Below are 15,196 nucleotides of genomic sequence, written 5' to 3'. Positions count from 1 at the left end.
GCGGTCGCAGCAAGGCGGCGACGGCCCGGCGCCCCCCATTGCCAAGCGCGGCGAAAGTGCTAGAAAGGAAGCGCCTGAAGATCCGCCAGCGTCGCAAGCCGTTCGTACCAGCCAACCGTTCGGGAGCTCGTCATGATCGCTTTGTTCAAGGGTTTGGGTTTGTTGCTGCAAGACAACGCGCTTCATCATGAGCCGTTCGAAGCCCAGGTCGCGCATTGGCGCGACAAGAGCGACCGGCAGATCGACGAGGAAGTCGCCCTGCTCACCGTCGCCAAGAAGCAATGGGTGATCGCCTCGATCATCGGCTGGCAGGCGATCTCGCTGATCCTGCTGGGCGTCATCGCGCACCAGCTGTGGCAGCACGACTACCACATCACCTTCAGCCGGGTGGTCATCGTGTTCACCTCGTGGATCTCGATCCTGTTCGTGCTGTGGTACATCGCCGACCTGTTCGACCACAGCGCGGGCTTCGAGCGCTGGCTGCGCGCATTCAACAGCCGCGCGCGGCTCGCGCCGGACGCGGACACGGTCGAATGCGTCGCCGACGCGCTGGAGATGGCGCGCCGCTACCCGGAAGTGCTGCGCTACAAGCAGGAGGTGACCCGCCACCGCGAGATGCGCCACGAGGACATCGTGATCATGCGCGAGATGGGCCGCATGCGGCAGTATTCGGAACTGGTGCGCGAACTGGACCGCTACGACGGCGCGCCGAAACTGGTCGCCAACGCGAGTTGAGCGCGGCACGGCGGCGAAATGAAAACGGGGGCCAAGGCCCCCGTTTTCTTTTATCCGCTCAGGGGCGCTCAGTGCGCCGCGACGGCCGCCTGCTCCACCGCCGGCGTGCGCCACCCGCTGCGCACGCCCCACACGTAGAACACCAGGCCCACCGCGGCCACCACCACCAGGTCCACGCCATACGGCAGGTAGCCATGCCCGCCGAACGTGGTGCTGCCCGCCCAAGACAACAGCGCGACCACCGGCAGGTAGACGATCATCCACCACGCGCCCTTCAGCTGGCGGCCGAAATCCTGCCAGCGCGCCTTGGCCTGGTAGTACGCGTATACCGGCAGCGCCACCACCATCAGCAGGATGATCTCGCCGGTCAGCGGCCAGCGCGCCCAGTACAGCAGTTCGGTCGCCATCACGAACGCCACCGCCGCCATCAGCGGCAGCGCGAACACGCGCAGCGGGCGATGGAACTCCGGCGCGGTGCGGCGCAGCGACATCACGCTGACCGGGCCGGTGAGGTAGGAGATGATCGTCGCCACCGAAATCACCGCCGCCAGCGTGCCCCAGCCGCGGAAGAAGAACAGGAACAGGTAGGACACCGCCAGGTTGAACAGCATCGCCGGGCGCGGCACACCCCAGTGCGCATGCACCTGGCCGAGGATCTTCGGCATCGTGCCGTTCTTCTCCATGCCGTAGATCATGCGCGCGGTGGTGGCGGTATAGGTGATGCCGGTGCCGGAAGGGCTGATGAAGGCATCCACGTACAGCAGGATCGCCAGCCAGTGCAGGTTGACGATGATCGCCAGCTCGGCAAACGGCGAGCGGAAGTCGATGCCGTGCCAGCCGGCCTTCGCCAGCAGGTCCGGCGGCACCGAGCCCAGGTAGGCGACCTGCAACAGCACGTAGACCACCGTGGCCAACGCGATCGAGCCCAGCACCGCGAACGGGATGCTGCGCCCGGGGTTGCGCGCCTCGCCGGCCAGGTTCACCGGGCTCTGGAAGCCGTTGAAGCTGAAGACGATGCCGGCGGTCGCCACGGCGGTCAGCACGGCGGCGAAGTCGATCACGTGGCTGTCGCCGTGCACGCCGACGCTGAAGTTCTCGCTGTGGAAACCGCTGGCGACCAGCATGATGCCGGTCAGCGCCGGCACCACCAGCTTGAACACGGTGATGGCGGTGTTGGAGCGGGCGAACAGCTTCACGCTCCAGAAGTTGAGCAGGAAGTACACCAGCACCAGCACCGCGGCGATCAGCAGGCCGGGTACGGTCAGCTCGCCGGCGCCGCCGGGGTGCGACACGTACAGATCCTGCGCCCACTGCCACGGCCAGGAGGCCATGTACTGCACCGACGCCTCGGCCTCGACCGGGATCACCGAGACGATGGCGATCCAGTTCGCCCAGCCGGCAATGAACCCGACCAGCGAGCCGTGCGAGTAGTGGCTGTAGCGGACCATGCCACCCGACTCGGGGAACATCGCGCCCAGCTCGGCATACGCCAGCGCGATGGTGGTGATGATGGCCGCGCCCAGCACCCAGGCCCAGACCGCGCCGGGGCCGGCCAGGCCGGCGGCGCGCCAGGCGCCGAATAGCCAACCGGAGCCGATGATCGAGCCCAGGCCGGTGAGCATGAGGGCAAAGGGTCCGACTTCGCGGCGGAGCGCGGTGGGATGCTGGGGAACGGTCATGGGCGATCGGGACGGCAAAGAATCACGCATGATCGCAGAACCGACCCCGCCAAGTCATAGCGCGCCGCGCCATCGCCGGGCGATGCACCACGGCGGTGCAAGCCCGGCGCACCCGTCCCTCAGCCCGGCGCGCAATCCTCGGTGGGCGCCTTGACGTCCACGCACTGGCCGAACCCCTTGGGCAGGCCCTTGACCTGTTGGGTCTGGCCCGACTTCAGGTCCAGCCGCTGCAGGGTCGTGCGCGGGCAAGCCGCGCCTTGCCCGCCGCCGCCCGGGCAGGTCTCCACGAACACCAGGTAGTGGCAATGCCCGGTGGTGCTGGCCAGGCAGTGGAAATCCGCCACGCCCTCGCGCTGCTCGACCTGGCTGAAGAGCGTGTCGTGGCCATCGGTGGTGGCGCGCGTGGTGGAGGTGACGCCGCCGCGTGGATGGCAACCGGCCAGGGCCAACACGCCCCCCAGGATCACGACAAGGCTACGGCTACGCATGAGGACCTTCTCCTTTCTCGCCGCGGCCTACATGCCGCGGAACAGGGTCATGAACGGCTGGCTGACGGTGAGGGTTTCCGGGCGGTTCTTCAGCCGCAGCTTGCCCTTGCCGGTGTCGTCGCGGATCACCGAGGCCACGGCCTTCATGTTCACGATGGTGGAGCGATGGATTTGCTTGAACGCATGCGGGTCCAGGACGTCGAGCAGTTCGCGCAGCGAGGTGCGCAGCACCGACTCCCCCTCGGCGGTCATCACCACGGTGTACTTGTGGTCGGCCTGGAAGTACGCCACCTCGTCGAGCTGGATCAGCCGCGTCTCGCGCCCGCTGCTGGCGGTGATCCACGCCATCGGCGGGCGATCGCTCGGCTGGCCCGGGCGCGCGGACAGCCGCGCCAGCAACGCGTCCAGCACATCGGTGTCCGGCTGGCCGGCCATCAGCCGCGACTGCACGCGCTGCACGGTGGCGGCCAGCCGCTCGCGCGAGATCGGCTTGAGCAGGTAGTCGATCGCGCCCTGCTCGAAGGCGTCGATGGCATACTGATCGTAGGCGGTGACGAACACCACCTGCGAGCGCGGGCTGGCCTCGCCCATGGCCCGCGCGACCTCGATGCCGGTCAGGCCCGGCATGCGGATATCGAGGAACACCACGTCCGGCTGCAGTTCGGCGATGCTCTCCAGCGCGCTGGCGCCGTCCTCGCATTCGGCCACCACCTGCAGCCCCGGCCACACTTCGGCCAGCAGGCCCAGCAGCGATTGCCGCAGCAGCGCTTCGTCCTCGGCCACCAGCGCGCGCACCGGGTTCATGCGGCACCTCCAGCACTGGGCGCACTGCCGGGCAGCGGCGGCGGCGCGGCGGGGGCCGCCTCGCGCGTGGCGGCTTCGGCGGCCGGCGTCTCGGGCGACACCCACGGCGGCGGCGTGTGCTGGGGCGCGTAGCGCAGCGGCAAGGTGATCGTCGCGGCCACGCCGGTGGGGAAATTGGAGACGATGGCGAACGAGGCCGCGCTACCGTAGGTCAGGCGCAGGCGCTCGCGCAGATTGCGCAGGCCCACGCCGGTGCCGCGGCTGTGGCTGTTGAAGCCCTGGCCGTCGTCGGCCACGGTCAGGGTGGCGTGGTCCTCGAACGGGCGCGCCAGGATCCAGATCGTGCCACCGCCGGGCTTGGGCTCCAGCCCGTGCTTGATCGCGTTCTCCACCAGCGTCTGCAGCATCATCGAAGGCAGCTGCAGGCGGCGCAGCTCGAATGGCACCTCCACCTGCATCGCCAGCCGCGCACCCATGCGGATGCGCAGGATCTCCAGGTAGGCCTGGGTGCGCTCCAGTTCCTCGCCCAGGGTGGACATCGCATCGTCGGCGCTGGGCAGCGAGCGGCGCAGGTACTGGATCAGGTGGCCGATCATCTGATCCGCGCGCGGCGGGTCGGTGCGGGTCAGCACCTGCGCGCTGGCCAGCGTGTTGTAGAGGAAGTGCGGCTCCACCTGCGCGTGCAGCAGGTTCAAGCGCGCCACCGCCAGCTCCTTCTCGGTCTCCGACTGCACCGCCGCGGCCTGCTCGTCGCGGCGCTGGTCCGAGACGCGGTTGGTGATCGCGCGGGTCACCGCCTCGGCGTTCTCGTAGTTGCTGCCTTCATCGACGATCAACAGGTCCACCCACGCGCCGGCATCGGGCTCGCACAGCAGGGTCACGCTGCTGACGCCGGTGCCCGGCGTGAGCGTGGCCAGCACCTGATTGCGCTTGATGGCGAAGCGCGCGAACACGTTCCAGCGCGAGACCTGGTCATCGTCCCGCGCATCGATGCGGCGCACCTTGGCGCGGATCTGCAGGCTCCCCGGCGAGCTCTCGATGTCCTCCACCCGCGGCAGCTGGCGGATCGCGCTCTCGACCACGCCGAAGGCGGCGTTGCCGTCCAGCGGCACCTCGATCTGGCGGCGTTGGCGGCTGCTCAGCGTGTCGTGGTCCAGGCGGCCGGCGATCAGCTTCACCCGGCGCAGGTGGGTGAAGACGCTGGTCATCACGATCGCCAGGGTGGCGAAGGTGATCAGCGTGTAGAGCGTCCCGGTATGGCCGAACAGCTCGCCCCACAGGTTGGCGATAACGATCAGCACGATCATCCAGACGAACAGCAGGCGGGCGATCAGGAACAGGCTGGCGGACACGGGACGGACTCGAGGTTTTCAGTGGGGCCGAGCATAGACCGCGCCGGCAGGCTTGGGGATGCGGCCGCGACGAGGCGCCCGGCCCGGCGACGAAAGCCCGGATCGGGGCCGCGAATCCGGCCCCGCGTCGCGGTTCGGGGCGCGGCCGCGCGACGCGCCGGGCCGAGCGGCTATGCTGCCGCGTCGCCCATGAAAGGATGCCCCATGCAACGACGTCAGTTCCTGCGCGGTGCCGGTGCCGCGGTGGCGGTGGTATCGACCGGTGCGTTCGCCGCGCCACCGCGCGCGGCTGCGGTGCCGCCACCGCCCAGCGACGCCATCGCCGACCACTTCGCCGCCCCCCGCGCCCTGGCCCCGATGCGCGCCAGCGCCGATCGCATCGTCGCCCTGAGCGTGTGCACGCGGCCGTTCCGGCTGCAGGGACCGCGCATCGAGGCCGAGCGGATCGGCCGCAAGACGGTGGTGCACAACTACGGCCACGGCGGCAGCGGCTGGTCGCTGTCGTGGGGCTCGGCGGCGCTGGCGGTGGGGCTGGCGCAGGTGCCCGCTGGCGAGGAGGTGGCGGTGATCGGCTGCGGCGCGATCGGCCTGACCACCGCCTTGGTCGCCCAGCGCGCCGGCCTGCGCGTGCGCATCTACGCCAAGGACCGGCTGCCGGACGTGCGTTCGTTCTACGCCACCGGCGTATGGTCGCCCGATTCGCGCGTCATCGCCCGGGCGCACACCACGCCGGAATTCGAGCGCCGCTGGGAGACCATGGCGCGCACCTCGTTCCACCGCTTCCAGACCCTGCTCGGGCTGCCGGGCGAGCCGGTGGAGTGGCGCGACGGCTATTTTCTGTCCGATGTTCCGTTCGACCAGCCCGCCGGTCCGGACAGCGAGAGCCGCGAGCCCGAATATCCGGACCTGGAGCATCGCCTGCTGGCCGACCTGCACCCCGGGTCGCGCACCCTGGCGCCGGGCGAGCATCCCTTCCCGGTGCCTTTCGCGCGTCGCTATACCCAGATGACCTTCAACATCACCGCCTACTCGCGGCTGCTGATGGACGATTTCCTCGCCAACGGCGGCACCGTGCACACGCGCGAATTCGAAAGCCCGCGGCAGTTCGCCGACCTGCGCGAAAAAGTGGTGTTCAACGCCACCGGCTACGGCGCGCGCGCATTGCTGGGCGACGAAAGCATCATCCCGGTGCGCGGGCAGACCGCGCGGCTGGTGCCGCAGCCGGAGGTGGATTACTCGCTGTTCTGGCGCGGCCACAACCTCAACGTCATCCCGCGCCGCGATGGCCTGCTGGTGCAGGCGCAGCGCGACGACGACTACGACAACGCGGACATCACCCCGGACCGCGCGTTGTCCGAAGAAGCGGTGCGCCAGCTGGCGAAGCTGTTCGGGTAGCCGCCGCGCGGCCGACCTCCGGGGCCTTGCTGCCGCCCACGCGCCGGGGCGGCTTGCCCGCGCGGGCTAACCCTCGCGCACCGATGCCTGCAACGCCGCCGCCAGCGCGGCGTCCCCGTTCAGCAGGTCCGTCCACGCCAGGGCGATGCCCTTGCGCCGCCCCTTCTCGGTGAGCTTGAGCCCTTCCGGGTCCACGGTCAGCGTGTAGGCGCGCCCGTCCACGTGCAGCTCGCGGCGCAGCGGTTTGTCCAACGGCGTCATGGCGTCCTCCTGTGTGGCCCCGCGCCACCGTGCACCGGCGGCGGTGATTCCGGCGTCAGCGCTGTCCGCCCCGCGCGGGGAACGGCGTTGTCCCCCGATGTGGCCGGCCGTACAACGCAGGAAGCCACCCGTCCCTTTCAAGGAGCCGTGTCATGCCGAACCGGGAAGATATCGCGTGGTTCAAACAGACCTTTGCCGCGCGACTGCAAGCCGCCCTGGCGGGTACCCCTTTCAGCCTGGACTTTCTCGTCGCCCTGGCCTGCCAGGAAACCGGCGAGGTCTGGCCCCTGCTGCGTCGGGCCGGATTGCCCGAGGCGCAGATCCTGGCGCTGTGCGTCGGCGACACGCTCGATGCCAGCGCCGGCCGCGGCGCCTTCCCGCGCACGCGCGCCGAACTGGAAGCCGCGCCGCAAGGCCCGCAGATGTTCAAGATCGCCCGGCAGGCGCTGGTGGAGATGGCGCAGTACGTGCCCGCCTACGCCCCCGCGGCGAAGAAGCCGGACAAGTTCTGCCACGGCTTCGGCCTGTTCCAGCGCGACCTGCAGTTCTTTCGCACCGACCCGGCGTACTTCCTTCAGCAGCGCTACGCGCATTTCGCCGACACGCTCGCCCTGGCCTTGCAGGAGCTGACGGAGAAACGCGCACGCATCGGGCTGGGCCAGCGCGACCCGATGAGCGTGCTGGACATGGTCGCCGTGGCGATTGCCTACAACACCGGCCGCTACGATCCGCGCAAGGGATTGCAGCAGGGCTACCGCCCGCCGGGCGGCAAGTACTACGGCGAGGCCATACTCGACTACCTGCGGTTGAGCGAGACCGTGGCCGGCGGCGGCGCGCCGGCATTGATCGCGCCTGCCGCGCCCGGCGAGGCCATCGTGCCGCCCCCTTCGCCGGTCACCGCGTCCGGGGCGTTCCTGCGCGTGGATACGCGCGTGTCGACCTTGTACCTGCGCAGCGCGCCGCAGATCAGCACGCCCACGCGCGCCAACGTGGTGGGCGAACTGCCCGACGGGCAACCCGTGCGCGCGCTCGACGACACGCCGGTGAACGGCTTCCTCGCGGTGGAGACCAGCCTGGCGGGCGCCTTGCTGCGCGGCTGGGCCGCCACGCGCTACCTGGTGCCCGCCCCGGACCTGCACGAGATTCCGGTACTGCCCGCTGCGCCGGCCACCACCACCGCGCCCGGCGCGGCGGATGTGCGCGCCGTCGCGCACGGCCCAATCCCGGCCGTGTGGATGCCGCGCGCCGGCAACAGCATCACGCGCCGCACCGCGCCGGCCGACGCGCATTCGCTCAACGAGCCGAACGCGCCGGCCCGCCAGGGCACCACGCCGGAGGCCTTGCGCGCGGAGATCGCCGCGATCATCGCCTGGCTCGACTGCGAGAACCCGGCCTACAAGCGCTACCAGCCGCGCGCCGGGCTCACGTTCTGCAACATCTACACCCACGACTTCTGCCACCTCGCAGGCGCCTACCTGCCGCGGGTGTGGTGGTCCTCGCCGGCGCTGTTGAAGTGGCAGCAAGGGCAGACGGTGCCGCCGTTGATCGGCGACACGCTGCGCGAGATGCGCGCCAACGACCTGTTCCGCTGGCTGCGCGATTTCGGCCCGGATTTCGGCTGGCGCCAGACCGGCACGCTGGACAAGCTGCAACTGGCCGCCAACCAGGGCGCGCTCGGGCTGATCGTGGCACGGCGCAAGGAGGATGGCCGCTCCGGCCACATCGTGATGGTGGTGCCGGAAACCGACACGCAGCGCGCGCGGCGCGACGCCAGCGGCCAGGTCACCGCACCGCTGCAAAGCCAAGCCGGCGCGAGCAACTTCCGCTACGGCACCGGCCAGGGCGCCTGGTGGAACCGCGAGACCTTCGCCGAGTTCGCCTTCTGGATCCACGCCTGAGGCTACGGGCGGGGTTGGATCAGCTCCATGAACTGGTTGAGGCGGAAGGGCTTCTGCAGGAACAGCGCGCTGCCGGGCAGCGGGGCCAGCTGGAAGCGCGGATGCCCGGAGGCCAGGATCACCGTCGCCGCCGGCAGGGTGCGCTGCACGTGCTCGGCCAGGTCCACGCCGCTGAGCGTGCCGGGCATATGGATGTCGCTGAACAGCACATCGCAGCAGTAGCCCTCGTGCAGCAGCGCCATCGCGGCGTTGGCGGTCTCGGCGGTGCGTACCTCCGCGCCCGTGCCCTGGATCACATCGGCGAGCAGCTCGCGCAGGTCCTCCTGGTCCTCGACCAGCAGCACCCGGAGGGGTGCGTTCATCGGCCGCGTACCGCGCGCACGGGCGTGGCGAGATCGTGGTGCATGGTGTCCCCCTGGACGGAAAAACGCAGAAGCATTCAGATCGCTGCGTGAAGGCAGCGTGGAGGACGCACACGCGGGCGGTCGCTGCGCGGCGGTCGCAATCCATCGGTTAGTATCCCCGGTTTTCCGCATCGGAACGGGGACCATGAAACAAGCCACCGGCCGCGACACCGCGATCGGGGTGACCGCCATTGCGCTCGCCTCGGCCACCATCGGCCTGGAATCCATCACGCCGCTCGGCTACGCGGTGTGGCTGCTGTATTTCATGGCGGTGGCCGTCACCGTGTTCCAGAACCGGCCCGCGTTGCCGGTCGCCGTGGCCCTGCTTTCCTGCGTCCTGCTGGTGGTCGGCTACAACATCGCGCCGGCCAGCAACAACTCGGCCTTCTCCTTCGTCAACCGCAGCATCGGCGGCACGTGCTTCATCCTGACCGCCTTCGTGGTGATGCAGGCCATTCGCGCACGCCGCCAGGCCGAAGTGGCGCTGTGGCTGCAGGAAGGCGAGAACGGCGTGGCCGTGAGCCTGCAGGGCGAGCAGGCGCCGCACGAATTGGCGCGTTCCGCGCTGGGCGTGCTGTGCAGCTATACCGACGCGCAGGTGGGCGTGCTGTACCGGCTGGACGGCGAACGCTTGCTGCTGTGCGGCGGCGTGGCCTTGCCGGCCGATGTGCCGCGCGAACTGCCCGCCGCGCAGGGCCAGCTGGGCGAGACACTGCGCCAGGCGGTGGCACGGCGCATCCATGGCGTGGATGCATCGCACCTGTCCATCACCACCGCGCTGGGCCGCAGCGCGCCGCACGAGCTGCTCATCGCGCCGGTCAGCGTGGATGGCCACGTGGTCGGCGTACTGGAGATCGCCCGCATCGCCGGGCCGCATCACGATGGCAGCGCGCTGGAACTGCTGCGCCGCTGCGGCGAGACCATCGGCGTGGCACTGCGCACGGCGCTGCTGCGCGCCGAACTGCTCGAACTGCTGGAGGAAACCCAGCGCCAGGGCGAGGAACTGCAGGCCCAGCAGGAAGAATTGCGCGTGGCCAACGAGGAACTGGAGGAGCAAAGCCGCAGCCTGCAGCAGTCGCAGGTCAACCTCGAACAACAGCAGGCCGAGCTGGAGCAGACCAACGTGCAGCTCGAGGAGCGCACGCACGAGCTGGAATCCCAGCGCCAGCACCTGCTCGCCGCGCAGGCGGACCTGGTGCGCAGCGGCGCCGAACTGGCGAGCGCCTCGCGCTACAAGTCCGAGTTCCTGGCCAACATGTCCCACGAGCTGCGCACGCCGCTGAACAGTTCGCTGATCCTGGCCAAGCTGCTGGCCGACAACCGCGACGGCACGCTGACCGCCGAGCAGGTGAAGTACGCCCAGGCCATCCATTCGTCCAACAACGACCTGCTGGCCCTGATCAACGACATCCTGGACCTGTCCAAGATCGAGGCCGGGCATGTCGAACTGGCCGACGACACGCTGGCCACCGACACGTTGCTGGCCCGCCTGCGCGAAACCTTCGAGCCGCTGGCCAGGCAGAAGGGCTTGCAGCTGGAGATCGGCAGCGATCCGGGCGCGCCGGCGCATTTCATCGCCGATGGCCAGCGCCTGCAGCAGATCCTCAAGAACCTGCTCGCCAACGCGGTCAAGTTCACCGAACACGGCAGCGTGTCGCTGCGGGTGCAGGCGCATGGGCCGCGCCGCCTGCGCTTCGTGGTCAACGACACCGGCATCGGCATCGCCCGCGACCAGACCGACGTGATCTTCGAGGCGTTCCGCCAGGCCGACGGCAGCACGCGCCGCCGCTTCGGCGGCACCGGCCTGGGCTTGTCGATCTCGCGCGACCTGGCGCTGCGCATGGGCGGCGGCATCAGCGTGGAGAGCGAGCCGGGCCGCGGCAGCTGCTTCACGCTGGAACTGCCCACCGATGGCGCACCGGCCGATGCGGCGCAGGCGCCGCTGCCGCCGCCGGCGCACGCCCGCGTGGAAGATGCGATCCAGCAGATCGCCGCGCGCGTGGCCGTCGCCGCCCCGCCCGCCGCGGCCGCCACGCCGGCCAGCGTCGACGACGATCGCGGCCAGCGGCGCCGGCCGGGCCGGTTGATCCTGGTGGTCGAGGACGATGTCGAGTCCGCGCGCGCCCTGGTCAACCTCGCCCACGAGCTGGACTTCGACTGCGTGGCGGCCACCACCGCCGAGGAAGGCCTGGCGCTGGCGGCCGAGCTGCGGCCCAGCGGCATCCTGCTGGACATCGGCCTGCCCGATGTTTCCGGCCTGAGCGTGCTCGAACGGCTCAAGCGCGACCCGGCCACCCGCCACATCCCGGTCCACGTGGTATCGGCGCTGGAACGCGGCCAGGTGGCGATGGAACTCGGCGCGGTGGGCTTCCTCATCAAGCCGGCCACGCGCGAGCGCCTGGCCAGTGCCATCGCCCAGCTGGAGGAGACCAGCGCGCGCGCCGTGCGCCGCCTGCTGATCGTGGAAGACGACGAGTCCCTGCGCGAGAACCTGCAGCGCCTGCTGGCGCGCGACCAGTTGGAGATCGTCGGCGTGGGCACCATCGCCGAGGCGATCGAGCAGCTCACCGGCACGCCGTTCGACTGCATGATCACCGACCTGGCGCTGCCGGACGGCAGCGGTTACGACCTGCTCGAACGCATGGCCGGCCACGACGCGGTCGCCTTCCCGCCGGTGATCGTCTACACCGGCCGCGCGCTCACCCGCGACGAGGAGCAGCGCCTGCGCCGCTATTCCAAGAGCATCATCATCAAGGGGGCGCGCTCGCCCGAGCGCCTGCTCGACGAGGTGACGCTGTTCCTGCACAGCGTGGAGGCCTCGCTGCCCAGCGACCAGCAGCGCCTGCTGCGCGAAGCGCGCCGCCGCGACGCCGTGCTCGACGGCCGCACCGTGCTGCTGGCCGAGGACGACGTGCGCAATATCTTCGCCCTCTCCAGTGTGCTGGAACCGCTCGGCGTGAACCTGGAAATCGCGCGCAACGGCCGCGAGGCGCTGGAGCGCCTGGCCGAGCGCGAGGTGGACCTGGTGCTGATGGACATCATGATGCCCGAGATGGACGGCCTGGCCGCGATGCGCGAGATCCGCCGCAAGCCGGAATGGCAGAGCCTGCCGGTGATCGCCCTGACCGCCAAGGCGATGGCCGACGACCGCGAACACTGCCTGGCCGCCGGCGCCAACGACTACATCGCCAAGCCCATCGACGTGGACAAGCTGGTCTCCCTGTGCCGGGTGTGGTGCGCGCGGCAATGAGCGAGGGCGCGCTGTTCGACCTGGAACTGGGCGTCCTGCTGGAAGCGGTCTACCGCCGCTACCACTACGACTTCCGCCAGTACGCCATCTCCTCGCTGCGGCGCCGCGTGCGCCAGGCGATGGGCCGGTTCGACTGCACGCGCGTGTCCGACCTGCAGCACCGCCTGCTGCACGAGCCGGAGCTGTTCGCCCAGGCGATGCAGTACTTCACCGTGCAGGTTTCGGAGATGTTCCGCGACCCGGATTACTTCCGCGTGCTGCGCGAACAGGTGGTGCCGGTGCTGCGCACCTACCCGTCGAGCAAGATCTGGGTCGCCGGCTGCAGCACGGGCGAGGAGGTGTGGTCGCTGGCGATCCTGCTGCACGAGGAAGGCCTGCTGGACCGCACGCTGATCTACGCCACCGACATCAACCCCGAAGCGCTCGCCGCCGCCGAAGCGGGCGTGTACGACATCTCGCGCATGGCCCAGTTCAGCCGCAGCTACCACCTGGCCGGCGGGCGCGCGTCGCTCTCGGATTACTACAGCACCGCGTACAACGGCGCGCTGTTCGACCGGCGCCTGAAGCGCCAGGTCGTCTTCGCCGACCACAGCCTGGCCACGGACAATGTGTTTTCCGAGGTGCACCTGGTGTCGTGCCGCAACGTGCTGATCTATTTCAACCGCGGGCTGCAGGACCGCGCCGTGGGCCTGTTCCGCGAAGCGCTGGTGCATCGCGGTTTCCTCGGCCTGGGCAGCAAGGAAAGCCTGCAATTCGGCGCGCACGCCACCTCCTTCGAATCGTGCGCGCGCGAGCAGCGCCTGTACCGGAAGGTCGCATGAGCAGCGCCCTGGGCCGCCGCTTCGATGCCATCGTCATCGGCGCCTCCGCCGGCGGCGTGGCCGCGCTACGCGCCGTGCTCGGGGCCCTGCCGGCCGACCTGCCGGTGCCGGTGCTGATCGTGATCCACCTGCCGCGCGACCGCCCGAGCAGCATCAGCGAGGTGCTCGACGGCGATTGCGCACTGCCGGTGCGCGAGGCCATCGACAAGCAGCCGCTGCTGCCCGGCACGGTGACCTTCGCACCGCCCGATTACCACCTGCTGGTCGAAGACCGCGACACCCTCGCACTTTCCGTTGACGAGCCGGTGCTATTCTCCAGGCCGGCGATCGATCCTTTGTTCGAGAGTGCCGCCGATACCTTTGGCGAACGCCTGCTGGCCGTGCTGCTCACCGGCGCCAGCAGCGATGGCAGCCAGGGCGTGGCGGCGGTGCGCGAGCACGGGGGCGCCGCCTGGATCCAGCTGCCGGCCGACGCCGTCGCGCCCCTCATGCCGGCCTCTGCCCTGTCGCACGCCGGTGCCGATGCGGTGCTGACCCTCGACGCCCTGTGCCAACGACTGGCGGAGTTCCACCCATGAACCTGGTTGCCCCCACGCCGCCCCCCGACGCCACCGACACCGCCAACGTGCTGGTGGTCGATGACGTCGTGGAAAACCTGATCGCGATGGAAGCGCTGCTGCGCCGCGACGGCGTGCGCGTGCTGTGCGCCCGCTCCGGTGCCGAGGCGCTGGAGATGCTGTTGCAGCACGAGGTGGCCGTCGCGCTGCTGGACGTGCACATGCCGGAGATGGACGGCTTCTCGCTGGCCGAGTTGATGCGCGGCGCCGCGCGCAGCCGCGAGGTGCCGATCATCTTCCTCACCGCCTCGCCGAGCGACCCGGTGCGCTCGTTCCAGGGCTATGGCGCCGGCGCGGTGGATTTCCTGCACAAGCCGATCGAGCCGCACGTCATCCTGGGCAAGATCAACGTCTTCATCGAGCTGTACCAGCAGCGGCGGCTGCTGAAGCTGCGCAACGAATCGCTGGAACGCGCGCTTACGCTCAACGAAACCATGATGGCGGTGCTCACCCACGACCTGCGCACGCCGCTGTCGGTGGTGCTGCTGTGCGCCGAGAAGCTGGCGATGCAGCTGCCGGCCGACGCGCCGGTGCAGCGCACGCTGGGCCAGATGGAGAGCAGCGGGTTGCGCATGGCGCGCATGGTGGAGCAGCTGCTGGATTTCTCGCGCATCCGCACCGGCGGCATCGCCTTGCAGCCGGCCGCCTGCCACTGCGGCGAAGTGGTGGAGGCCGTGCTGGAGGAAGCACGCGGCCTGCATGCCGACGCCCAGCTGGACGTGCGCGCGCAAGGCGACCTGCGCGTGCACGCCGACCCGGACCGCGTTTCGCAGATCCTCTCCAACCTGGTCGGCAATGCGCTGATCCACGGCGGCGGCGCCCCGGTGCGCGTGGAGATCGACGGCCACGAGGCCGCGCGGGTGCGGCTGGTGGTCAGCAATCGCGGGCGCATCGACCCCGAATTGCTGCCGCGCCTGTTCGAACCGTTCAAGACCCGCTTCCACGCCAGCCACGGCTTGGGCCTGGGCTTGTTCATCGCCCACCAGTTCGTGCTCGCGCACGGCGGGGAGCTGACCGCCAGCAACGCCGACGACGAGGTCCGTTTCGAGATGCGGCTGCCGCGCCGGACGGTGTAGCGCGCTCAGCGCGTCTTTTGGTTGGCGGCCACCGCCGCCCGGATGAGCGCCTTGAAGGCCGCCGCGTCGAGCGTGTCGTGCTCGAAGATGTCCAGCGCGCGCCGCGTGTTGCCGTCGAGGCTGGAATTGAACAGGCCCTTGGGGTCCGCCAGGCGAGCGCCCTTGGCGAACGTCAGCTTGATCTTGTCCTTGTAGCTTTCGCCGGTGCACAGGATGCCGTCATGCGACCACACCGGCGTGCCGCGCCATTTGATCTCTTCCACCACCTGCGGATCGGCCGCGTGGATCAAGGCCCGCACCTCGGCCAGCGCCTGCGCGCGCCAGTCGCCCAACTCGGCGATGCGTGCATCGATGCGCTGCGGCGCATCGGCCTGGGACGGGACCTCGGGTTTGGCGCGCGTGGGGCTCATGGCGAT

13 protein-coding genes and 1 pseudogene are annotated in these 15,196 nt (G+C 69.9%); 7 read left to right on the top strand and 7 right to left on the bottom strand.

Annotation, left to right across the window (positions count from 1 at the left end; all coding sequences use genetic code 11):
• Window positions 1-132: 132 nt before the first annotated feature.
• On the top strand, window positions 133-735 hold the full coding sequence (locus P6166_RS07390) for a hypothetical protein (RefSeq protein WP_277763827.1): 603 nt from the start codon (window positions 133-135) through the stop codon (window positions 733-735).
• A gap of 68 nt (window positions 736-803) precedes the next feature.
• Here P6166_RS07390 and P6166_RS07385 read toward each other — a convergent pair whose 3' ends face one another.
• The 4 genes and pseudogenes from P6166_RS07385 to P6166_RS07370 all read right to left on the bottom strand — a co-directional run.
• Window positions 804-2,414, bottom strand: coding sequence for an APC family permease (locus P6166_RS07385; protein ID WP_277763826.1), 1,611 nt, complete (start codon window positions 2,412-2,414; stop codon window positions 804-806).
• A gap of 119 nt (window positions 2,415-2,533) precedes the next feature.
• Window positions 2,534-2,902 carry a hypothetical protein gene (locus tag P6166_RS07380; protein WP_277763825.1) on the bottom strand — a complete coding sequence of 123 codons (369 nt, stop codon included), beginning with the start codon at window positions 2,900-2,902 and terminating at the stop codon, window positions 2,534-2,536.
• A gap of 27 nt (window positions 2,903-2,929) precedes the next feature.
• Window positions 2,930-3,706, bottom strand: coding sequence for a LytTR family DNA-binding domain-containing protein (locus P6166_RS07375; RefSeq protein WP_277763824.1), 777 nt, complete (start codon window positions 3,704-3,706; stop codon window positions 2,930-2,932).
• A gap of 134 nt (window positions 3,707-3,840) precedes the next feature.
• Window positions 3,841-5,058, bottom strand: a pseudogene (locus P6166_RS07370) (histidine kinase); the annotation flags it as partial.
• Between the two features lie 204 nt (window positions 5,059-5,262).
• Between P6166_RS07370 and P6166_RS07365 the strand changes: the two are divergent.
• Complete coding sequence (locus tag P6166_RS07365) at window positions 5,263-6,453, top strand: FAD-dependent oxidoreductase (protein WP_277763822.1); 1,191 nt, start codon at window positions 5,263-5,265, stop codon at window positions 6,451-6,453.
• 66 nt (window positions 6,454-6,519) lie between these two features.
• Here P6166_RS07365 and P6166_RS07360 read toward each other — a convergent pair whose 3' ends face one another.
• A complete protein-coding gene (locus P6166_RS07360) occupies window positions 6,520-6,714 on the bottom strand; it encodes a hypothetical protein (RefSeq protein ID WP_277763821.1) in 195 nt (64 codons plus the stop codon).
• 152 nt (window positions 6,715-6,866) lie between these two features.
• Between P6166_RS07360 and P6166_RS07355 the strand changes: the two genes are divergently transcribed.
• Entirely contained in the window at window positions 6,867-8,612 is a 1,746-nt protein-coding gene (locus P6166_RS07355; protein ID WP_277763820.1) for a hypothetical protein, read from the top strand.
• Between the two features lie 2 nt (window positions 8,613-8,614).
• On the opposite strand, the gene P6166_RS07350 is transcribed toward P6166_RS07355, so the two are convergent.
• A complete protein-coding gene (locus P6166_RS07350) occupies window positions 8,615-8,974 on the bottom strand; it encodes a response regulator (RefSeq protein ID WP_277763819.1) in 360 nt (119 codons plus the stop codon).
• Between the two features lie 187 nt (window positions 8,975-9,161).
• On the opposite strand from P6166_RS07350, the gene P6166_RS07345 reads away from it, so the two are divergent.
• The 4 genes from P6166_RS07345 to P6166_RS07330 are packed head-to-tail and all read left to right on the top strand — an operon-like array spanning window position 9,162 to window position 14,780.
• A complete protein-coding gene (locus tag P6166_RS07345) occupies window positions 9,162-12,266 on the top strand; it encodes a response regulator (protein WP_277763818.1) in 3,105 nt (1,034 codons plus the stop codon).
• On the top strand, window positions 12,263-13,087 hold the full coding sequence (locus tag P6166_RS07340) for a CheR family methyltransferase (RefSeq protein WP_277763817.1): 825 nt from the start codon (window positions 12,263-12,265) through the stop codon (window positions 13,085-13,087). Before P6166_RS07345 ends, P6166_RS07340 begins: the two co-directional genes overlap by 4 nt.
• Window positions 13,084-13,665, top strand: a complete 582-nt coding sequence (locus P6166_RS07335) for a chemotaxis protein CheB (RefSeq protein ID WP_277763816.1) — start codon at window positions 13,084-13,086, stop codon at window positions 13,663-13,665. Before P6166_RS07340 ends, P6166_RS07335 begins: the two co-directional genes overlap by 4 nt.
• Entirely contained in the window at window positions 13,662-14,780 is a 1,119-nt protein-coding gene (locus P6166_RS07330) for a hybrid sensor histidine kinase/response regulator (RefSeq protein ID WP_277763815.1), read from the top strand. The genes P6166_RS07335 and P6166_RS07330 overlap by 4 nt, the downstream gene beginning before the upstream one ends.
• Before the next feature lie 5 nt (window positions 14,781-14,785).
• Here the strand turns inward: P6166_RS07330 and P6166_RS07325 are convergent, their stop codons facing one another.
• Window positions 14,786-15,190 carry a DUF1801 domain-containing protein gene (locus tag P6166_RS07325; RefSeq protein WP_277763814.1) on the bottom strand — a complete coding sequence of 135 codons (405 nt, stop codon included), beginning with the start codon at window positions 15,188-15,190 and terminating at the stop codon, window positions 14,786-14,788.
• Window positions 15,191-15,196: the final 6 nt, after the last annotated feature.

Origin of the sequence: Stenotrophomonas sp. HITSZ_GD (assembly GCF_029543105.1) — a bacterium.
Taxonomy (GTDB): domain Bacteria; phylum Pseudomonadota; class Gammaproteobacteria; order Xanthomonadales; family Xanthomonadaceae; genus Stenotrophomonas_A.
The sequence above is the reverse complement of the archived record's forward strand: the minus strand, read 5'-3'. Positions and strand labels throughout refer to the sequence as shown.